Consider the following 20,620-nt stretch of genomic DNA (forward strand, 5'->3'; position numbering starts at 1 on the left):
GACACAGTTGTTTTGACGACGCAGCTGTTTTGTCGATGCTGGCGTTTTGTTGAAGCCAACAGTTTGGCGAACCAATGTTGACGAACCAACGGAAGTGATCATGACAACCGAGCGTAGAGTCGCCCTTATCACCGGAGCCAGTCGCGGTATTGGTCGTGCCATCGCGCACGAGCTGGGCCGTCAAGGCTGTGTTGTTATCGGCACGGCGACATCGGATAGCGGTGCCGAGCGTATTGATGCGGATCTCAAGGCCAATGGCATTGAAGGTGCCGGTCGTCGCCTCGATGTTACCGATCAGCAAAGCGTTGATACGCTGGTCAAGGCGATTGGTGAAGAATTTGGCGCGCCGACGATTCTTGTCAACAATGCGGGCATCACTCGCGATAATCTGCTGATGCGGATGAAGGAAGATGAGTGGGATAGCGTGGTCGACACCAATCTCAAGTCCATCTATCGCGTCAGCAAGGCTTGCCTGCGAGGCATGACCAGGGCGCGCTGGGGCCGTATCGTGTCGATTAGTTCCGTGGTGGCAACCATGGGCAATCTCGGGCAGACCAACTATGCTGCGGCGAAGGCAGGTATGGAAGGTTTCTCCCGTGCACTGGCTCGTGAGGTTGCATCGAGAGACATTACCGTCAATGCTGTGGCACCGGGGTTCATTGCTACCGACATGACGGATGCCTTGTCCGAAGAGCAGCATACGCAGCTCAAGGGGCAGGTCCCGCTGGCACGTCTCGGCAAGCCGGAAGAGATCGCTGCCGCAGTAGGATTTCTTGTCAGTGAAGGCGCGGGATATATCACTGGCGAGACGCTACATGTCAATGGTGGCATGAATATGCGTTGAGCGCGCACCCTGCGTGTGTTGCGTCGACCCCGAGGGGTCTATAAACTACCCCGCAGTTTAGTTGCGGATTAAACAGCTGGTCATCAGAACGGCTAACGTGAACGACTGGAGTACGATTAAATGAGCACCATCGAAGAGCGCGTGAAGAAAGTTGTAGCTGAGCGCCTGAACGTCAAGGAAGAGGATATTCAGAACTCATCTTCCTTCACCGAGGACCTGGGCGCTGATTCCCTGGATACCGTCGAGCTGGTGATGGCGCTGGAAGAGGAATTCGATACCGAAATTCCTGACGAAGAAGCTGAAAAGATCACCACCGTTCAGGAAGCTATCGACTACGTCAACGCTAACCAGTAAGTTCATATCAGCGTTTGCTGATCGAGCTTTCGGTGGTGGTCGATGCCGCTTGCTGAAATGAGGGAGTCTGACTCCCGGGAAGCCGCCCTTCGAACGAGGGCGGCTTTTGCATTTCCGGGATGACTGTTGTGCTCGAACCGTAGCCGTTGGATCGCTACGAAAAGCCCGCTGGTACAGGTCGAAAGGCGTGGTGGAGTCGGGGGAGCACAGCGAAGGCCACTCGGGTATAATGCGCGCAACATGACGACCCTCTGGAAGCGGGTCGTGATCAATTGGATGTCTGGAGGAAAGCTGATGTCTCGCAGAAGGGTAGTGGTGACTGGCCTGGGACTGGTCACGCCGGTTGGCAACACCGTCAAGGAGAGCTGGGATAGCATCCTGGCCGGCAAGAGCGGTGTGTCGCCCATCGAGCACTTCGATGTCAGCGGCTTCAATACGCGCTTCGGGGGCTCGATCAAGGATTTCGACATCAGCTCTTACCTGAATCCCAAGGACGCGCGCAAGATGGATCTGTTCATCCAGTACGGCGTTGCCGCTGGGGCTCAGGCCATCGCCGACGCAGGTATTGAGTGTAGTGACGAGAATGCTGATCGTATCGGCGTCGCCATCGGCTCGGGTATCGGCGGGCTGCCGATGATCGAGCACAATCACCATGCGTTGCTCAAGAGTGGTGCGCGCCGGATCTCACCGTTCTTTGTGCCAGGGTCGATCATCAACATGATTTCCGGCAACCTGGCAATTCAGCATGGTTTCCGTGGTCCCAACATTGCGATCACCACGGCTTGTACCACCGGTACTCACAATATTGGCTACAGTGCGCGAACCATTGCCTACGGAGATGCCGATGTGATGGTCTGCGGTGGTGCCGAAATGGCGACCACTCCGCTGGGGCTCGGTGGCTTCTCGGCGGCACGAGCGCTATCGACGCGCAACGACGACCCACAGGCTGCCAGCCGCCCCTGGGATCGCGATCGTGATGGCTTCGTGCTTTCCGACGGTGCTGGTGTGCTGGTGCTTGAAGAATACGAACACGCAAAGGCACGTGGCGCGAACATCTATGCCGAGCTGATCGGCTTCGGCATGAGTGATGATGCCTACCACATGACTCTGCCGCCAGAAGACGGTCGTGGCGCGTCGACCTCCATGGCTAATGCGATCAAGGATGCGTCTATTGATCCGTCCGAGATCGACTACATCAATGCTCACGGCACTTCGACAGCTGCTGGTGATCTGGCGGAAAGTCGTGCCGTGGAGAAGGTCATGGGTAGCGCCGCCAGCAAGGTTGCGGTCAGCTCCACCAAGTCGATGATCGGCCATCTGCTGGGGGCTGCGGGCGCAGTGGAAGCGGTATTCAGCATTCTCGCCATTCGCGATAACGTCCTGCCGCCGACCATCAACCTCGATAACCCGCAGGAAGGCTGTGTACTCGATTATGTGCCGCACACTGCACGGGAATCGAAGGTTGATGTCTCGCTGTCCAACTCGTTCGGCTTCGGTGGCACCAACGGTACCCTGGTGTTCAAGCGGGTCTGATGAGGACGTGAGTCCTGTGAATCAGACACAACTGCCTCTCGACGACCGTGGTCTGGCCTACGGCGACGGTCTGTTCGAAACAGTGCTGGTGCGGGATGGTCAACCACAACTGTGGGAATATCATCTGGCACGGCTGCGGCGTGGTTGTCAGGTGCTGGGCATGGTGCCTCCGCCGGAAGCCGAGTTGAATCACCTTCCTGCACAATTGAGTGACGGTCTCCGGGTTCTCAAACTCATCTATACCCGCGGCAGCGGCGGACGCGGGTATGCACCGCCGGTATCGGCGGAACCGCGTCTGGTGTGGCAATCCTCTGATTTTGCTCCCGACAGACAGCGTTGGCAGGGTGTCAGCGTGCGGCTGTGCCGTACACGGCTGGCACGCCAGCCGCTGCTGGCCGGGATCAAGCATATGGCGCGACTGGAGAATGTGCTCGCTCGCGGTGAATGGCAGGACTCCCGTGTTGCTGAAGGCCTGATGATGGACATTGAGGGCCTGGTCGTCGAGGCAACCAGCATGAATGTGTTCTGGTCTCCGCAGGCATCTACCGCCTTGCCGGTTTTTACGCCGCCGTTGGATCAGTGCGGGGTGGCCGGGACATTGCGTCAGGCGCTGATGGATTCGGCCATGGTCGAGGAACACAGCCTGACGGCGGGCCGGTTGGCACATTGTGCGGCTCTCTGGGTCGGTAACAGCGTCCAGGGTATCTGGCCTGTTACTCGGCTCGAAGATGCGGATGGTAGGGAACTTGGCCGCTGGCAAGTCGGTCAGCTACATCGTGACTTCCAACATCAGGCACACCTGGCGCTTGGGTATAGCGACCGCTGAGTGCTGTCGAATATGCCAACCGTTGGCAGGTGCTCGAATACGTCAATCGCTGAAGGTAGTGGCGAGAATGCCTTCCGCTGGCAATTAAGGGAAAACTCATGCGCATAGCGCTCAAGGCTCTGGTAGTGCTGTTGGTGCTTGGTTTGACAGCAGCCTTTGCTGGATATCGATACTGGCAATTGCAGCTCACCGCACCGATTGCGGTGGACGAGCCTGTTCTCTATGAAGTGCCCCAGGGGGCCGGCTTCCATAGCGTTATAGACCAGCTGGAGCAGCAGGGTGTGTTGACCTCTGGTTGGGCATTCAAACTGTTGACTCGCATCGAGCCCGATCGTGTGCCGGCGCTGAAAGTTGGTGAGTACCGCCTCGAGCCGGGTATGAGTGGCCTCGATGTTCTGGATCGGCTGGCCAGCGCGGACGTAGTGACCTACAGCGTGACTATTCCCGAGGGCTGGACCTTTGAGCAGATGCGCAAGGCACTGGACTCCGCCGAGAAGCTCTCCCATCGGACTGCCGAGCTTTCCAATGACGAGTTGATGACGCTGCTTGGACGCGATGGCGACAATCCCGAAGGTAGATTCTTCCCCGATACATACACCTACCACAAGGGTGTCAGTGATGAGGCAATTCTACGTCAGGCGCTGACTCGGATGGATCGTCTGCTGGCCGATCTCTGGCAGAAGCGTGACAAGGACCTTCCCTATGATACGCCTTATGAAGCGCTGATCATGGCCTCTTTGGTAGAGCGTGAGACCGGTGCGCCGCAGGAGCGTGGTGAGATTGCCGGGGTATTCAAGCGGCGTCTCGAACGTGGTATGCGTCTGCAGACCGATCCCACCGTTATCTACGGCATGGGCGATCGTTACCAGGGCAACATTACGCGTTCGGATCTGCGTGAAGAGACTCCGTACAACACCTATGTGATCGATGGGTTGCCACCGACCCCAATAGCCTTGCCGGGCCAGGCGGCACTCGAGGCTGCGGTGCATCCCGCCGAAGGCGATACGCTGTATTTTGTGTCACGCGGTGATGGGACTCATCACTTCTCGCGCACATTGCGTGAGCACAACAATGCAGTAAACAAGTACATCCTCAACCGTTGAGGTCGGGTGCTCAGTCGTTGAGATCGGACGCTCAAGCATTGAGGCAAGACAGAATGCGGGCACAGGAGCTGCTATGTCCCCGGAAGTGACATCAGGACGAGGTCGTTTCATTACCCTCGAAGGTGGTGAAGGAGTCGGCAAGTCGACCAACCTGGGCTTCGTTGTCGACTTCTTGCGTGGCCAGGGTATCGAGGTCGTCCAGACTCGCGAGCCCGGCGGTACACCGCGCGCAGAGGCGATTCGCGAGCAGTTGTTGGCGCATCATCAAGAACCGCTGGATAGCGATGCTGAACTGTTACTGGTGTTTGCGGCTCGGGCCCAGCACCTTGCTCGGCGGATCGTTCCGGCATTGGAGCGTGGTGCCTGGGTCGTATCCGATCGTTTCACCGATGCTACTTTCGCCTATCAAGGCGGCGGACGTGGGATTGATGTTCAGCGGATTGCCCAGCTTGAAAAGTTCGTGCAACGCGGCCTGACCCCGGACCTGACGTTGTTGCTGGATATGCCGCTGGATGCTGCCGAGCAACGTCTCGCCGGTCGTCTGGATCGTAAGGGTGAGACCCGAGACCGTTTCGAGCAGGAGCAGCGCGATTTTTTCGAACGGGTGCGTGATGCCTATCTGGCGCGTGCTGCTGATGACCCTCAGCGCATGGCGATCATCGACGCCAGTGGCAGCCTCGACGACGTTCAGGCACGGATCACACAGCAATTGCACATGCGGATGACGCAATGGGCCTGAGTGCTGTCGAGACGAGAGCGCCATTACCCTGGCTGTTGCCTCGTTGGCGCGAGTTGGTACGTTTGATGGATGCCGGGCGTTTGCCTCACGCATTGCTGATTTCCGGACCTCACGGTACTGGCAAGCAGACGCTTGCAGAGGCCCTGACGGCTCGGGCGCTTTGTGCACAGCCTGCAGAGATCGCATGTGGCAATTGTCATTCCTGCCATATGCTGGCCTCGGGATATCATCCGGATCTGCTGCGTGTGGCGCCGGAGGAAGGCAAGCGGATGATCCGTATCGACCCGATCCGCCAGGTCAATACGTTTGTCTCCCAGACTGCTCAACAGGGTGGTTACCGGGTAATCGAGATCAAACCGGCCGAAGCCATGAATATCGCCGCCGCCAACGCCCTGCTCAAGAGTCTGGAAGAGCCGGGGGCTCGTACACTGTTCATCCTGCAATCCGATATGCCATCTCGATTGCTGCCCACTATACGCTCTCGCTGTCAGCACTGGAGCCTGGCGATACCTGAACTGGATAGTTGTCTCGGTTGGCTGGTAGAACAGCTGGGTAGTGACGAAGAGGCGCGATTCTGGTGGCGTGCCGCAGGTGGTCTGCCGCTACTGGCCACTGAAATGGCCGCACCTACCTCCCGGGCGTTGAGGCAACAACTCCATGAGACCTTCGATGCACTGGTGCGTGGTGCCGAGCCGGTAGCTGAAGCGGCGCGGCTCGATCGTCAGTCGGTAGACAACATCCTGTGGTACGGTATCGCCTGGCTGGAAGACCTGATTCGTTTTGGTCTCTCCGGGGAGTCCGGGGATGTGCGCAATCCGGATCTGATGCCGTTGTATCGCCAGGCGGTCAAGAATGCGCGGGTCCAGGACTGGTTCCGTCTGCTCGACTATGCCCGTGAACAACGGCGGTTGCTGGGCGAGGGCGGTAACCCCAATGCGCAGTTGGTGCTTGAAGCCTGGCTGGTACGCTGGGCGGCGCTGTTGCGCTCCTGAGTCCTTCTGTCAGGTTCTGTTGTGGCCAGGCCACCAATTCGCTACATCATCACGTAAACTGATTCATTACATAAACTGATTTAATACATAAAGAGTTTGGCATGTTTGTCGATTCCCACTGCCATCTTGATCGCTTGTCCCCGGATACCTGTGACGGCGATCTCGACAAGGCCCTGAACGCCGCGCGTGCCCGTGGCGTCAAACAATTCCTCGCCATCAGCGTGACCCTCGACGGGGCGTCGGAATTGGCGGAGATTCGCTCACGCCATGATGATGTAGTGATCTCGGCAGGCGTTCATCCTCTGCAGGAGCTTGAACAAGAGCCCAGCATCGATGACATCGTTCGCTGTGCCGAGGAGCATGACGCGGTCGCTATTGGTGAGTCGGGGCTCGACTACCATTACGACAGCGTCCCACGCGAAGTGCAGCATGAGCGCTTTGCGCGTCATCTGCAGGCGGCGACCCGTCTCGGTTTACCGATTGTTGTGCACACTCGTGAAGCGCGTGAGGATACGCTGGCGCTGATCCGTGAGCACAGCGATCCTGATATTGGTGGTGTATTGCACTGCTTTACCGAAGATATCGATATGGCTCGCGCGGCCGTAGCACAGGGTTTCTATATCTCGTTGTCTGGAATCGTGACCTTCCGCAACGCCGAGTCACTTCGCGAACTGGCACGTTGTATCCCGCTGGATCGCTTGCTGATCGAAACCGACAGCCCTTACCTGGCACCGGTACCTTATCGTGGCAGACCCAATCAGCCTGCCTGGGTGGTGGAAGTCGCCGAGTGTATCGCACAGCAGCGTGGTATCAGTGTTGAGGAAGTCGGTATGCAGACCACGGCAAACTTTCACCAGCTATTTCGTCGTGCGGCACCGTCGGTAGATGATGAGCTTCGCCAGCAACTGATCAATGCCGGCATGTCGCACTGAGCGTGCTGGCCGAGGAGGGGCGTGATGCAACTTGAGCGTATTCTGAGCGGCATCGCTCCGCTGGCGGAGCGTCCCCCCATTGCCCAGTGGGCGCCAGAGCTGAGCGGTGACATGGATCTGGTGATCCAACGTGATGGTCAGTGGGTTCACGAAGGCACAGCCTTCTCTCGCTATGAGTTGGTGCAACTTTTTGCACGAATTCTGCGTCGGGAGGCCGATGGCGACCATTACCTGGTCACACCGGTCGAGAAGTGGCGCATCCGCGTCGAGGATTGTGCCTTCCTGGTGGTGGCTGCCGAGTTCAAGGGCGGCGCCTGGATCTTGACCACCAATGTTGGTGAGCAGGTGACTCTTGGGGCGGAGCACCAGCTTTCGGTGACGCCGACGCCTGCAGGTGAGTGGGTTCCGGAGGTTGATCTGCCCCATGGCGTGGCGGCGCGCCTTGGGCGTAATGTCTTCTACCAACTGGCGGAGCAGGGAGAAGTACGCCATCAGCCGGATGGCAACTGGCTGGGATTGGAAAGCGATGGTCACTGGCAACCACTGGGCCGCGTGGATGAGGGGCAGGAATGCAGTTGACCCCGGAGCAGCAGTCGGTTGTTGGGCATGCGGCGGGGCACGCGCGTGTGGCCGCGGTGGCCGGCTCCGGCAAGACCACCACCATGGTCGCCAGGGTGCTGCATCTGCTGGCACAAGGGGTGGCGCCGACGCGGATCATGGTACTGATGTTCAATCGCAGTGCGCGGGAGGATTTCCAGCACCGACTGGCTCGGATGGCACCTGCAGGACAGCGTCTGCCGGACGTGCGTACCTTCCACTCGTTGGGCTTGCGTCTGACCCAGAGTTTGACCCGTTGGGGGGCTCTGGAAGCACGCCAGTTGTTGACAGCCGACTGGCAACTGGAACGCTTGCTGCGTCAGGCGACACTGGACGTACTTACCGACCCCGATGCGGACCGTGATAGTGCTCTGGAGCAGGATCGTCTGGAAGCGTTGGCGCACTTCTGTGGTCTGGTCAAGGCTGAAGTCGTGGATCCCCAGTTGCTTTATGAGCGTCTGGACCTGGGGGAAGGCACCAGCCACTTCGTGGATGCATGGCATCGTGCTGAGGAGCTACTGGCTGATCAGCGGCTGATGACCTATTCCGATCTACTGTATCGCCCGCTGCTGACGCTGGAGACACAACCTGTGTTGCAGCAACGGGTTCAGGGGTTTCTCGACCACGTTATTATCGATGAGTACCAGGATATCAATGCTGCTCAGCAGCGCCTGCTGGCCATGCTGGCGGGACGCGACGCGGCGGTGATGGCGGTAGGCGATGCCAACCAGTGCATCTATGAATGGCGAGGTGCCCATCCCGACGCCATGCTGGATACCTTTACTCGTGTCTTCGGCCCTGGCACCGATTATCCACTCTCCACGACGTTCCGTTACGGCCATGCGCTGGCACTGGCTGCCAATCAGGCGATCGCCGCCAATCGTCGGCGTGCGGACCAATTGTGTGTTGCTGCGCCATCCAATCCTGATACGACCATTGACGTTCGCAAGGGCCAGGCAGCGTTTCTGGATTCGTTGAAGCATTGGCAGCAACAGGGGAGGAGGCTGAACGAGGCTTGCCTTCTGGTGCGTAGCTGGACACTGTCGGTGCCGATGCAACTGACCATGCTCCGTGAGGGCATTCCTTTCCGCCTGGCGCGGGAGGATCGCTTTGTCTTCCGCCTGCCTTTGGTAGAGGCGTTGGCTGGCTATCTGTGTCTGGTATTGCAGCCCCAGTTGCTTCGCGACCCCGCACACCTGCTGCTGGTATTCTCCCAGCCGACCTGCTTTGTCCCACGTGAGGCGTTGGCCGCGCTGGTGACACGACTGGCCGAGACTCAGCGCTGGCCGAGCCGAGATGATCCGTTGCTGGCAAGACTCAAGCCTCATCAGCGGCGTACGCTCAAGAAACGCTGGGAACTGCTGTGCGAGCTGCCACGCCTGAGCCGCCTGCGGCCGGAGGCGTTGCTCGAACACGTGATCGCCGAGGTCGAGGCCGAGAAGGTGCTCAAGCGCGCGGCGGCCAGTCGCAACAAGGGCGAAGAGGATGTGCGTCTGCTCGACGTGCTGATCGAGCAGGCCCGTGAGGTCAGCGATCTGGCAACCTTTATCGAGTTGCTGCGCCGGCCGGTGGAGAGTCGCGACGACGGTATTCTGATTACTACCGTGCATGGCGCCAAGGGCCTGGAATGGCCACTGGTGTTGGTCGGTGCGGTCAATGAAGAGGACTTTCCTCACTATACCCGTGATAACCCGCTGGATGCCGGGCGACTCGAAGAGGAGCGGCGGCTCTATTATGTCGCTATTACTCGTGCCATCGAGAAGCTGGTGCTGCTGCATGATGTCGGAGATCATCGACCCAGCCGTTTCATTGCCGAGACTGGCTGTGAAGATGCCTGCCGCCTTGCTGTCGCTCTGGCTGCGACGGATGTCCCGCAGTCACCGCTGGAGTTGGCTGCAGCCCCCTTGGCAACCCGCTACCTGACGGCGATCGGCAGTGATCTATCAGTCGCTCAGGCGGCTGGTGCCAGGTCCGCAATGGGCACAGGCTACGTCGCTGGAGAGCGTATTCGTCATGCGGTATTCGGTGACGGCGAGGTCAGTGTTGTCGAAGGCGATCCTGCCAATCCGGTCATCGAGGTTCGTTTTGATCAAGCCGGCAAACGCCGCCTGATCGCTCAACGAGCGCCGATTGAGCGACTTTCTTCCTGCTGATCCTGCTTTGACACACCTGGTTATCCTGTTTTAATCAAGAGATACGTGTGTTCAGAATGGCTGGATTGGAAAGAGGAGACTTTCATGTATCATCCGCTGATTCAGGCCGACGAGTTGCGCCTGGCGCTGACGAGTGTTGAGCCTCCGCTGGTATTTGACTGTCGCTTCCGGCTCGGCCAGCCCGATGCTGGTTTTCAGCTGTGGCGCGAAGGGCATATCCCCGGTAGCCAGCATCTTGATCTAGATCGTCATCTCTCGGCAATCAGTCAGGGAGGTGGTCGTCATCCACTGCCCAGTGAGGCGGATTTCAGCGCAACCCTCCAGTATTTCGGCGTGCATCCGCAGCGCCCTGTGGTGGTGCTTGATGATATGGGCGGGCAGTTGGCGGCAGCTCGCGCCTGGTGGATGCTGAAGCACTGGGCTGGACACCCTCGAGTGCAGCTGTTGGATGGGGGGTTGTCGGCCTGGCAGGCGATGGAGGGTGAACTGGAGTCCGGGGATAGCGAGACGCCCTCAGCCTCTGATTGGAAGCCGGCATTCTCGCGCGATGTCCTACGCGAGATCGATGCGGTGGCGGCGAGTCCTGCACTCAAGATAGATGCTCGGCCAGGTGAGCGTTTCCGGGGCGAACAGGAGACCATGGATCCACGTCCGGGACATATTCCGGGTGCGGTCAATCGCCCCTGTGCCGATAACCTGGATGCCAGTGGACGATTCAAGGACGCGACACAGCTGGACGTGGAGTTGCCACGAACCGACGAGGTCATCGCCTACTGTGGGTCTGGTGTCACCGCTTGCCACAATATTCTCGCCTGGCAACTCGCCGGTCGGCCTCTGCCCAGGCTGTATGTAGGGTCCTGGAGTGAGTGGAGTCAGGATCCCGCGCGACCAGCGGAGTTGGGCTGACTGACCCCGCTGGTGGAGATGCCCGCTCTCAACCGTGGTTGCTTTGTTCGGTTTGCGTCTCTGGCTCGCGGCGAACGCGGGACAACAGCATGGCGTTGGTGGTGTTGCCCATCACATTGAGAGCGGTACGGAAGCCATCAGTGAAGCGGTCAACACCAGCGACTACCGCGACGCCCTCCAGCGGTAATCCAGCAGCAGAAAGCACGGTACTCATCGCCACCAGACCCGCACCGGGAACCCCCGCGGTGGAGAACGACACCAACAGGCCGGTGGCAAAGATGGTGATGGCCAGCGACAAGGTCACGTCGACGCCAAACAGTTGTGCCACGAACAGTGCGTTGAAGCCTTGCACGACTGCCGCGCCATCGCGTTTCAGGGCGGTGCCGAAGGGTAGGGCAAAGGCCGTCAACTGGTGTGGCGCGCCGTAGGCTCGAGCATTCTCCAGCGCAATGGGCAGCGTGGCGTTGGAACTTGCCGTGCCGAGCGCGAAACTCAAGGATTCGCCGAAGTGCTTGAGGTAGTCCATGGGCCGTGCGCCGGCGACGGCCATCAGTGCCAGGTAGAACAGTGCCATTGCGGCGATGGCCAGCAGTAGGCCGACCACATAGAGCCCCAGCTTGATCAAGAGATCCAGTCCCTGAGTGGCAACCACTGACGCGATCAGCGCAAACACGCCCACTGGTGCCAGTTTCAATACCATCGACAGAATCTTCAGGGTGATTTCGTAGCCGCTCTCAAGCACTTTGATGAACGGGCGGCTTTGTTCCGGAAGCTGGCGGGCGGCAAGCCCCGTCAGTGCTGCGGCGACAATGATCTGCAGCAGGTTCGCCTCCGCCAGGGCCTCGAAGGGATTGCGTGGTACCAGACCCACCAGCCATTGCGCCAGAGGTACGGGGTCATGTGCCTTTACGCTGGCCGGCGCCGTATCTTCGATGCCGCTACCCGGAGTCAGCCATGCGGCCACGCCCATGCCGATGGCCAGGGCCACGGCACTGGTAACCACATACAGGCCCAGCAGTTGGCCGGCGTAGCGACCGACATGCTCATCGCGATTGACCTGAGTGAAGCTGAGTACCAGCGCACAGAACACCATCGGCACCACAATGAATTGCAGCAGGCGCAGGAAAACCTGCCCCAATGGGGTGAGCAGTTGGCGGTCCAGGGTCGGAGCCAGTTCCGGGATCAGCAGGTTGATCGCGCCGCCAGCCAGGATTCCCAGAACCAGTGCCAGCAGGATCTGACGAGTGTGAGCCATGTAGTGCTTCCGATGATTGCCTGAGAGAGGGATGCGGGAGGACTGAGGCATCGCCAGGGCATGACCTGTCTGGGCATTGGAGATTGGAGATGACTCGTTGCCAGCAGCACCCACTCGATGAATAAGGCAGGATGACAGTGAGGGTGCACACTATTAGGGTGAGAGTGGTATGACTCAAGGAGATTTATAGATCGATCTGTTATCGAAGTAGAAGGCTAGCGCTGAGCCAAGAGCCAAGAGAACGCTGTGCCCGAGCTTGAAACCTGGGCCCCAGGCTCTTGTTCGAGAACCGTGGGGCAGCACTGGACCGCTCGGAGCTAGGCACTTATCTCTTGACTCTTACCTCTTACGACTTATGACTTTTACATATTCGGATAGTTGGGGCCGCCACCGCCCTCCGGTGCCACCCAGGTGATGTTCTGCGCCGGGTCCTTGATGTCGCAGGTCTTGCAGTGCACACAGTTCTGGAAGTTGATCTGGAACTTCGGTTTCCCTTGCTCATCCTCGACGACTTCATAGACACCGGCCGGGCAGTAGCGCTGGGCTGGCTCGGCAAACTCCGGCAGGTTGTCGCGAACGGGGAGTTCGGGGTCGGCAAGCTTCAGGTGGCAGGGCTGGTCTTCCTCGTGATTGGTATTCGACAGGAATACCGAGGAGGACTTGTCGAAGGACAGTTTGCCATCTGGCTTGGGGTAGTCGATCGGCTGGAACTCAGCGGCAGGCTTGAGCGCAGCATGATCCGGTGTGGTGTCATGGACATTGGGCAGTTTGCCGCCCAGCAGCTGATTGACGAAGTTGTACGCGCCGCCACCCACCGTACCGTACTTGTGCATTGCTGGCCCAAAGCTGGCGCTTTCCTTGAGTTCTCGGTATGCCCAACTGGATTCCCAGTTATTGGTGAATGAGTCCAGCTGCTGGCCACCTTCATCGCCTGATTTGAGGGCTTCGAATACCGTCTCTGCGGCAATAAGGCCGGATTTCATCGCGGTGTGAATGCCTTTTATCTTGGCAAAGTTCAAGGTGCCAGCGTCGCAGCCGATCAGTAGACCACCGGGAAAGGTCATTTTCGGCAGACAATTGAGGCCGCCCTTGGTAATGGCTCGCGCACCGTAGGCGACACGCTTGCCTCCTTCAAGGTGCTGCTTGAGTACAGGGTGATGTTTCATGCCCTGGAACTCATCGAAGGGCGACAGGTACGGGTTCCTGTAGGACAGGTCCATGATAAGGCCGACCACGACCTGCTGGTTTTCCGCATGATAGAGAAACCAGCCGCCATTGGCGCCCTTGCTGTCCAGCGGCCAACCTGAGCCGTGCACGATCAGGCCGGGCTGGTGCTGTTCGGCCGGTACATCCCATAGCTCCTTCAGGCCGATACCGTAATGCTGGGGATCTCTACCTTCATCCAGTTTGAACTCTCGAATCAGGCGCTTGCCCAGGTGGCCGCGTGAGCCTTCAGCGAACAGTGTGTAGCGGGCACGCAACTCCATGCCTGGCATATGACCGCTTTTCGGGCTGCCATCGGCGGCCACACCCATATCGCCGATCAGGATGCCTCGTACTACACCATCTTCAACGATGGGTTCCTGGGCAGCGAAGCCCGGGAAGATCTCGACGCCCAGCCCCTCGGCCTGCTCTGCCAGCCAACGGCACAGGTTGCCGGCAGAGATCACATAGCGCGTAATATCGCCGCCGGTGTTATGCATGGATTTCGGTACCATGGCATTGGGCAGCTTCTGGGCCTTCTCGGCATCCTTGAGCAGATAGACTTCATCGCGCAGGGCAGGAGTGGTCAGCGGCGCTCCACGTTTCTCCCAGTCGGGGAACAGCTCGAACAGTGAGCGCGGTTCGAGAATGGCACCGGAAAGAATGTGGGCACCAACCTCAGAGCCCTTTTCCACCACGCAGACGGTCAGCTCCTGTTCTGCTTCATTGGCCTGTTGCATCAGGCGGCAGGCCGCAGCCAGTCCTGAGGGGCCTGCACCGACGATGACAACATCGAATTCCATGGTGTCGCGTTCTATTTGTTCTGTCATCGAGAGCTCCTCCTCCTCGGGGATGTATATGCTGAGGTAGACGCTATTGGTCGGTCCGTACCACTAACGTCGAACAGATTTTAAACGGTCGTTTGCTTCTAGATATGCCCCATGATAGGCATAATAGCGCTGCTGGGTCACCCTTTCGATGGTTGACCCTGTCTGATCAGGTTTCAAAACGGCTTCTGGGCGTGGCGGGATTGTTGTCGAAGACCGGATTGTGGCACATTGAAAGTGATTCTCATGTCCCGATCAAACGCTCGAATGAAAATCCAGACACCTACACGAGAGTCCAGGCGTTTGCATGAGAATCCAGGTGTTTGTATGAGAATCTAAGTTCATAGCAGATTGTTCCACATCAATAGCTGATCGCACCGACCGGCTCTGGAATAATCTGGCGACTCATTTCTGCAGGTCGTGTTTTCTGTAGGTCGCAGTTGGCATCAGGCTCAGAGATACTGCTGCACGGCAACGGCCGTTGTGTTCTTTCATCCAGGGTTCCGGGGTGAACCAAGCGAGGACAATATGAAGGTACTCGTCGCGGTTAAACGCGTCATCGACTACAACGTCAAGATCCGGGTCAAGCCCGACAACTCCGACGTTGATCTTACCAACGTCAAGATGGCCATGAACCCATTCTGTGAGATCGCCGTGGAAGAAGCGGTGCGTCTCAAGGAAAAAGGCGTTGCCACCGAGGTAGTGGTGGTTACCGTGGGGCCGAAGGCGGCACAGGAGCAGCTGCGTACTGCACTGGCGCTGGGTGCCGATCGTGCTATCCATGTCGAGACCGACGAACGCGTCGAGTCCCTCGGGGCGGCAAAGGCAATGGCGAAAGTGGTGGAGCAGGAAAGCCCGCAACTGGTCATCCTTGGTAAGCAGGCCATCGACAGCGACAACAATCAGACTGGCCAGATGTTGGCTGCGCTGACCGGTATGTCTCAGGGCACCTTTGCCTCGGAAGTGACGGTCAACGGCGACAAGCTGCAGGTCATTCGTGAGATCGATGGTGGTCTGCAGACCGTTGAACTGGCATTGCCGGCAGTGGTGACCACTGACCTGCGCCTCAATGAGCCGCGCTATGCCAAGTTGCCGGACATCATGAAGGCCAAGAAGAAACCGCTGGATGTGACCACTCCTGCTGATCTAGGTGTTGAAGTGGCGTCGCGCGTCAAGCTGCTCAAGGTCGAGCCGCCCGCCGAGCGTCAGGGTGGCGTCAAGGTGGGCTCGGTGGATGAGCTGGTCGACAAACTCAAGAATGAAGCCAAGGTAATCTGAGAGGGGATGATCTGATGAGTGTACTGGTTCTGGCAGAACATCATGATGGTCAGCTCGCGGATGCCACTGCGCATATCGTAGCCGCGGCACAGGCTATCGGCGGTGATATCGATGTGTTGGTCGCAGGGCAGGATGTAGGCGCGATCGCCGAAGCGGCTGCCAGGCTTGATGGTGTAGGCCGGGTACGTGTGGCCGATAGTGCTGCTTTCGCCCATCAACTGGCTGAGCCGATGGCCGATCTGCTGGTCGCGTTGGCCGATGATTACAGCCACGTGCTGGCGCCGGCCTCGACCACCGGCAAGAATGTGCTGCCGCGGCTGGCTGCGCTCAAGGGTGTGGCGCAGATATCCGAGATCATTGCGGTAGAAAGCGCTGATACCTTCAAGCGCCCGATCTATGCCGGTAATGCCATCGCCACGGTGCAGAGCGAGGATGATCTCAAGGTCATCACGGTACGTGCGACCTCGTTCGATGCGGTGGGCCAGGGTGGTTCTGCCAGCGTGGTGCCGGTCGAAGCGACAGTAGACAACTCCCTGTCGAGCTTTGTCGGCGAGGAACTGGCCAGCAGCGACCGTCCAGAACTGGGCGCGGCGCGCGTGGTGATCTCCGGTGGTCGCGGCATGGGTAACGGTGACAACTTCAAGCTGCTGGAGGGTGTCGCCGACAAGCTGGGAGCCGCCATCGGTGCTTCTCGCGCGGCGGTTGATGCAGGCTTTGTGCCCAACGATATGCAGGTCGGTCAGACCGGCAAGATCGTTGCGCCCGAACTGTATATCGCCGTGGGGATCAGCGGTGCCATTCAGCACCTGGCGGGGATGAAGGACTCAAAGGTCATTGTTGCCATCAACAAGGACGAAGAAGCGCCGATCTTCCAGGTCGCGGACTATGGCCTGGTAGCCGATCTGTTCGAAGCGGTGCCTGAACTGGACAGCAAGCTGTAGTCATAGTCAGTGCGGTACCAGCGCCCTCGTTGGAGTGATCCGGCGGGGGCGTTGTTTTTACTGAGCTCGCCCTTGTCTAGTGTGTGCATTGATAATAATTCGTGTTTAGGGTAACGTTTCGGCCATTTCGTAGCGCCGCCAGCAACTCCTGTCGGGCCGGTTCAAGGCCTCAAGGGCGGCGCCTGATGGCATTCTGGAGAGCTTTGAATGGCGATGTATCGGGGATATCGTTCCAGCACCGCGGGGGCAATGTTGGCTCTGACGCGAGTGGGTTCGGCGGTAGGTGCTCTGGCGGTGGGCCTGACGTTGTCCACCTCGGCCCTGGCTCAGAGCGAACTGGAGCAGGAGGCGCTGGCGGCACAGCAATCCCAGGCGGAATTGCAGGAGAAGATCGATGCCGCTGATGAGAGCGTGCGTGAGCGTATTGAGCAGTTACGCCAGGCCGAACAGACGTCACGTCGCCTGAGTGGTTACAACGATGCCCTTGCGCCTCAGGTCGAAGAACTGGAAGCGACGCTGGCCGAGCGTCAAGACGGGGTCGCCACGCTGAGCGAGACCCGTGAAGCCTTGCCGGGCCTGCTCTCCGATATGACCGAGCGGCTTGGTCGGTGGGTCGAGCAGGATATGCCGTTCTTGAAGGACGAACGTCTGGCACGAGTGTCGGCACTCGAATCACAGTTGGCCAGTTCCCGGCTCAGCAATAGCGAGAAGCTTGAGCACGTGCTGGCGGCCTGGCGTGTCGAGTTGAATTACGGGCGTGAACTGGATGCCTGGCGCGGTACCCTGGAGGCAGAGAATCCCCGAGAAGTGGATTATCTGCGCATGGGGCGTGTCGGCTGGTATTACCTGACACCCGATGGTCAGCAGGGTGCGGTATGGAAGGCCGCTGATCAGCAATGGCAATCACTTTCCGCCAGCCAGCGTGAGGAAGTGGCCAGAGGGCTGAGCATCGTACGCGATCAACGTGCACCGGAACTGTTGAATCTCCCCCTTTCCCAGCCCGAGGAGAGCCGCTCATGATCAGGCGAATGATTCCGAATGTGCTGGGCGGTGGTCTGGTGGGACTGATGCTGATGGCGATCACCGCTAATGTGTCTGCCCAGGACACTGAGCAGGCTGCTCAGGCCCTGGAGACGGAAGCGCTGACCACCCTGAGAGAGGCGCGCCAGACTGCCGAGGCACGTGACCGTCAACGCCTCACGGATCTGGTTGAAGACAGTGACGCGCTGGATGCAGCACTGACACAGGCCCAGGCTGAGCTCTCCGAGCAACAGCAGCGACGGGAAGTGCTGGAAGCCAGGCGGCAAGAGCTGAAAAGTGCACTCGATGAACTCAACGCGCAGCGTAATGCTGAAGGCAGCGACCTCGACGGAGTCTTCTCCACGGTTGTTGGCGAGAGCGGAGAGCTCCGCGATGAACTCGGCCACAGTTGGTTGACGCTGGGGCAGGAAGGCGCGCTTCCCGCGCGCCTGGACAATGATGACATTCTGACCGTGCAGCAGATCGAATCTGTTGCCGATAGTCTGATGCAGCTCACCACAGCTACCGCGCGTGTCGAGAGGCTGGAGGCACCGGTTGCTGGCAGCGATGGTGTAGTTGAGCAGCAAACGGTAATTCGAGTGGGCGACATGCTTGCCTTCAGTCAGGGCAAGTTGCTCGAACGCGTCGGGGAAGACGGCCAGTTGGCCGTCATCGATCACACTCCATCTGAAGTCAGCAAGACGCTTACTGATTTTGCGGATGGCAATGGAGTGGTGGTACCGGTAGATCCTGCCGACGGTCGTGTACTCGAGGCACTCGGACAGCAACCGACGCTTTGGGAACGCTTCCAGCAAGGTGGTGCGGTCGGCTGGGTGATCGTGGCATTGGGTGCAGTTGGCCTGCTGATTGCGGTTATCCAGTACTTCTACCTTGCTCGGGTCAGCATTACCTTGCGCCGCCAGATGGCAAATATTGATGAGCTGCGCAATGACAATCCGCTGGGGCGTGTACTGCAGCGCTTCAACGCGCTTGGTGAGGGCCACGTGCCGGAAGCTCTGGAAGCACGCCTTGATGAGGCAATGTTGGCTGAGCAACCACGTATCGAACGTGGTCAGGCGTTGGTCAAGATGGTTGCTGCAGTGGCACCGCTACTCGGGCTGCTGGGGACAGTCACCGGCATGATCGTGACGTTCCAGTCGATTACTGTATTCGGCACTGGCGATCCCCAACTGATGGCAGGTGGTATCAGTCAGGCATTGGTGACCACTGTACTGGGTCTGATCGTTGCGGTACCGCTGCTGTTTGCACATACGGCACTATCGTCACGTTCGCGCTCGCTGATTGGCACCATGGAAGGGCGTGCCAGCGCAGTACTGGCGGACCGTCTCGAGCAGGACCGTCTGGCCAGGCAGAATCGTGAAACGGCCGGGAATGCGTCTCATGATGCCCTGGCTTGAACCTCTGCGCTGGCTGGTCGATGCCGGAGGCCCGGTATTGGTGGTGATTGCCATCGTGGCGATGCTGCTGTTCTCGGTCGGGTTGGAGCGCTGGTGGTTCTTTCGTTTCCATTACCGTCCAGCTCGAACGGCGCTGATCCAGCGCTGGATCGCCCGACACGACCATACCAGTTGGACAGCGATGACCCTGCGTGAAGTCTGGGTCCAGGAACTGATTCGTGGCCTGCGTGGCCCATTGCCCTGGTTGAAACTACTGGTGGTGATCTGCCCGCTGCTGGGATTGCTGGGTACCGTCACCGGCATGATCACGGTATTCGACAGTCTCTCGCTGGCAGCGGTCAATCAGGCCCGGGCGATGGCCGATGGCGTGGCGCGGGCTACGCTGCCGACACTGACTGGCATGGCAGTATCGGTGGTTGGCCTGCTGTTCATCACTCGATTGGAACATATCATTCGGCGCGAGGATCAGCGGTTGCATGATCGCCTGGCTCGTGCCGTGGAGGACGCTCATGCGTAGGCGCCGTTTGTCTCATGGTGCGGAAGACGCCAGTGAGATCAACCTGACACCCATGTTGGATGTGGTGTTCATCATGTTGATCTTCTTTATCGTCACCACCAGCTTCATCAAGGAAAGCGGCGTCGAGATCGAGCGTCCGGAGTCGTCGAGTGCCACACCGCGTCCCAGCGTTCAAGTGTTGGTGGCGATTACCCCGGAAGGCGCCGTCTGGGTAGATGGTCAGCCGGTGGATATCCATCGTGTTGGCACCACCGTGGCTGGCATGGTCAGTGACGAAGGTTCTGTCGTGGTGCAGGCGGATCGCAACGCGACCACTGGCGTGCTGCTCGAAGTCATGGATCGTCTACGCGATGCGGATGTCGATAAGGTGGCCGTGGCCGCCGAGAGGAGCGCCAACGGATGAGGCGGGTGTTTGCGCTGATTGCCGGAAGCCTCCTGACGCTGGCACTGTTCGTGCTGCTGGCGCTATTGGTAGCTCCACCGGATGCCCTGGTTGAGCCACGAGAGGAAATCGTACTGGAGCTTTCCGAGGCCCCCGCGCCTGAGGCGGAAACGCCCAGTGAGTCCACTCCGGCCGCAACGGCTCCGCCACCTCCGCCTCCAGCGGCGGCAGCACCGCCGCCGCCGGCCCCGGTGACCAATGTCGAAAGTGCCATTGAGCTGCCGGACCCCGAGGTGCCGCCGCTTGAGCAGGATGTCCGTGAATTGGACAGTTCCTTGCCGGAGCTGGTGGAAACACCGCCCGAGCCTGAGCCGGAACCGCAGCCTGAGCCCGAGCCGCAACCGAGGCCCACGCCGCAGCCTACGCCAGCACCGGCGCCCACTCCCTCACCTGCGCCATCTCCGCAGCCGGCACCGGCGGCAGCAGAGGTTGCCAGTAGTGCACCGTCGGCACCGGCATCCAATGAGCCGGTGGATGTAGGAAGCTCGGCACGAGCGACCCACAAGGAGCCGCCGCAGTATCCGACACGTGCACAGCGTCGTGGCCTGGAAGGGTATGTGGTGGTGCAGTTCATCATCCGCGCAGACGGTAGCGTCGATCGCAGCAGTATCCAGGTAGTGGATTCCAGTCCGCGCAGAACCTTTGAGCGTGCGGCAACCGATGCGATTGCCGGTTGGCGCTTCGAGCCAGGGCAAGGTCTGCGCCGAGCCAATCAACGGCTTGAATTCGAGCTCAACTAG

Annotated in this window: 20 protein-coding genes; 18 read left to right on the forward strand and 2 right to left on the reverse strand. The window is 59.4% G+C overall.

Translation table 11 applies throughout. From position 1 onward, the window contains the following. The first annotated feature begins 100 nt into the window (after nucleotides 1–100). The 11 genes from fabG (at nucleotide 101) to AR456_RS07710 (ending at nucleotide 10,979) form a co-directional block, all read left to right on the forward strand. On the forward strand, nucleotides 101–844 hold the full coding sequence (fabG, locus tag AR456_RS07660; protein ID WP_021820798.1) for a 3-oxoacyl-ACP reductase FabG: 744 nt from the start codon (nucleotides 101–103) through the stop codon (nucleotides 842–844). A 120-nt stretch (nucleotides 845–964) separates the two neighbouring features. After that, on the forward strand, nucleotides 965–1,198 hold the full coding sequence (acpP, locus tag AR456_RS07665; protein WP_021820799.1) for an acyl carrier protein: 234 nt from the start codon (nucleotides 965–967) through the stop codon (nucleotides 1,196–1,198). A gap of 294 nt (nucleotides 1,199–1,492) precedes the next feature. After that, nucleotides 1,493–2,731: a beta-ketoacyl-ACP synthase II gene (gene fabF, locus AR456_RS07670; protein WP_021820800.1), complete on the forward strand. Its 1,239-nt coding sequence runs from the start codon at nucleotides 1,493–1,495 to the stop codon at nucleotides 2,729–2,731. A gap of 16 nt (nucleotides 2,732–2,747) precedes the next feature. Then, nucleotides 2,748–3,557: an aminodeoxychorismate lyase gene (gene pabC, locus AR456_RS07675; protein ID WP_021820801.1), complete on the forward strand. Its 810-nt coding sequence runs from the start codon at nucleotides 2,748–2,750 to the stop codon at nucleotides 3,555–3,557. A 98-nt stretch (nucleotides 3,558–3,655) separates the two neighbouring features. Beyond that, nucleotides 3,656–4,660, forward strand: a complete 1,005-nt coding sequence (gene mltG / locus AR456_RS07680) for an endolytic transglycosylase MltG (protein WP_021820802.1) — start codon at nucleotides 3,656–3,658, stop codon at nucleotides 4,658–4,660. Between the two features lie 73 nt (nucleotides 4,661–4,733). Next, a complete protein-coding gene (gene tmk, locus AR456_RS07685) occupies nucleotides 4,734–5,399 on the forward strand; it encodes a dTMP kinase (RefSeq protein ID WP_021820803.1) in 666 nt (221 codons plus the stop codon). Further along, nucleotides 5,390–6,391 (forward strand): DNA polymerase III subunit delta', encoded by a 1,002-nt coding sequence (locus tag AR456_RS07690; protein ID WP_021820804.1) that lies wholly within the window; start codon nucleotides 5,390–5,392, stop codon nucleotides 6,389–6,391. The genes tmk and AR456_RS07690 overlap by 10 nt, the downstream gene beginning before the upstream one ends. A 101-nt stretch (nucleotides 6,392–6,492) precedes the next feature. Further along, on the forward strand, nucleotides 6,493–7,323 hold the full coding sequence (locus tag AR456_RS07695) for a TatD family hydrolase (protein WP_021820805.1): 831 nt from the start codon (nucleotides 6,493–6,495) through the stop codon (nucleotides 7,321–7,323). A gap of 24 nt (nucleotides 7,324–7,347) precedes the next feature. Further along, complete coding sequence (locus AR456_RS07700) at nucleotides 7,348–7,902, forward strand: DUF1285 domain-containing protein (protein WP_021820806.1); 555 nt, start codon at nucleotides 7,348–7,350, stop codon at nucleotides 7,900–7,902. Then, the gene (locus AR456_RS07705) at nucleotides 7,893–10,073 is read left to right on the forward strand and encodes an ATP-dependent helicase (protein ID WP_021820807.1); all 2,181 of its coding nucleotides are present in this window, start codon (nucleotides 7,893–7,895) and stop codon (nucleotides 10,071–10,073) included. Before AR456_RS07700 ends, AR456_RS07705 begins: the two co-directional genes overlap by 10 nt. Nucleotides 10,074–10,157: 84 nt before the next feature. Further along, entirely contained in the window at nucleotides 10,158–10,979 is an 822-nt protein-coding gene (locus AR456_RS07710; RefSeq protein ID WP_021820808.1) for a sulfurtransferase, read from the forward strand. A 28-nt stretch (nucleotides 10,980–11,007) separates the two neighbouring features. Here AR456_RS07710 and AR456_RS07715 read toward each other — a convergent pair whose 3' ends face one another. Together AR456_RS07715 and AR456_RS07720 are read right to left on the reverse strand one after the other, a co-directional pair. Then, a complete protein-coding gene (locus AR456_RS07715) occupies nucleotides 11,008–12,234 on the reverse strand; it encodes a dicarboxylate/amino acid:cation symporter (RefSeq protein WP_021820809.1) in 1,227 nt (408 codons plus the stop codon). A 362-nt stretch (nucleotides 12,235–12,596) separates the two neighbouring features. Next, nucleotides 12,597–14,267 carry an electron transfer flavoprotein-ubiquinone oxidoreductase gene (locus AR456_RS07720; RefSeq protein WP_021820810.1) on the reverse strand — a complete coding sequence of 557 codons (1,671 nt, stop codon included), beginning with the start codon at nucleotides 14,265–14,267 and terminating at the stop codon, nucleotides 12,597–12,599. 525 nt (nucleotides 14,268–14,792) lie between these two features. Between AR456_RS07720 and AR456_RS07725 the strand changes: the two genes are divergently transcribed. The 7 genes from AR456_RS07725 to AR456_RS07755 all read left to right on the forward strand — a co-directional run bounded on the left by AR456_RS07725 (nucleotide 14,793) and on the right by AR456_RS07755 (nucleotide 20,620). Beyond that, the gene (locus tag AR456_RS07725; protein WP_021820811.1) at nucleotides 14,793–15,542 is read left to right on the forward strand and encodes an electron transfer flavoprotein subunit beta/FixA family protein; all 750 of its coding nucleotides are present in this window, start codon (nucleotides 14,793–14,795) and stop codon (nucleotides 15,540–15,542) included. A gap of 14 nt (nucleotides 15,543–15,556) precedes the next feature. Next, a complete protein-coding gene (locus AR456_RS07730; RefSeq protein ID WP_021820812.1) occupies nucleotides 15,557–16,483 on the forward strand; it encodes an electron transfer flavoprotein subunit alpha/FixB family protein in 927 nt (308 codons plus the stop codon). Nucleotides 16,484–16,690: 207 nt separating this feature from the next. Further along, nucleotides 16,691–17,503 (forward strand): DUF3450 domain-containing protein, encoded by an 813-nt coding sequence (locus AR456_RS07735; protein WP_021820813.1) that lies wholly within the window; start codon nucleotides 16,691–16,693, stop codon nucleotides 17,501–17,503. Next, nucleotides 17,500–18,921, forward strand: coding sequence for a MotA/TolQ/ExbB proton channel family protein (locus tag AR456_RS07740; RefSeq protein ID WP_021820814.1), 1,422 nt, complete (start codon nucleotides 17,500–17,502; stop codon nucleotides 18,919–18,921). Before AR456_RS07735 ends, AR456_RS07740 begins: the two co-directional genes overlap by 4 nt. Continuing rightward, nucleotides 18,908–19,438, forward strand: coding sequence for a MotA/TolQ/ExbB proton channel family protein (locus tag AR456_RS07745; RefSeq protein ID WP_155829379.1), 531 nt, complete (start codon nucleotides 18,908–18,910; stop codon nucleotides 19,436–19,438). Before AR456_RS07740 ends, AR456_RS07745 begins: the two co-directional genes overlap by 14 nt. After that, entirely contained in the window at nucleotides 19,431–19,841 is a 411-nt protein-coding gene (locus tag AR456_RS07750) for an ExbD/TolR family protein (RefSeq protein WP_021820816.1), read from the forward strand. Before AR456_RS07745 ends, AR456_RS07750 begins: the two co-directional genes overlap by 8 nt. Then, the gene (locus tag AR456_RS07755) at nucleotides 19,838–20,620 is read left to right on the forward strand and encodes an energy transducer TonB (protein ID WP_021820817.1); all 783 of its coding nucleotides are present in this window, start codon (nucleotides 19,838–19,840) and stop codon (nucleotides 20,618–20,620) included. The genes AR456_RS07750 and AR456_RS07755 overlap by 4 nt, the downstream gene beginning before the upstream one ends.

It is taken from the genome of Halomonas huangheensis (genome assembly GCF_001431725.1).
Lineage (GTDB): Bacteria > Pseudomonadota > Gammaproteobacteria > Pseudomonadales > Halomonadaceae > Halomonas > Halomonas huangheensis.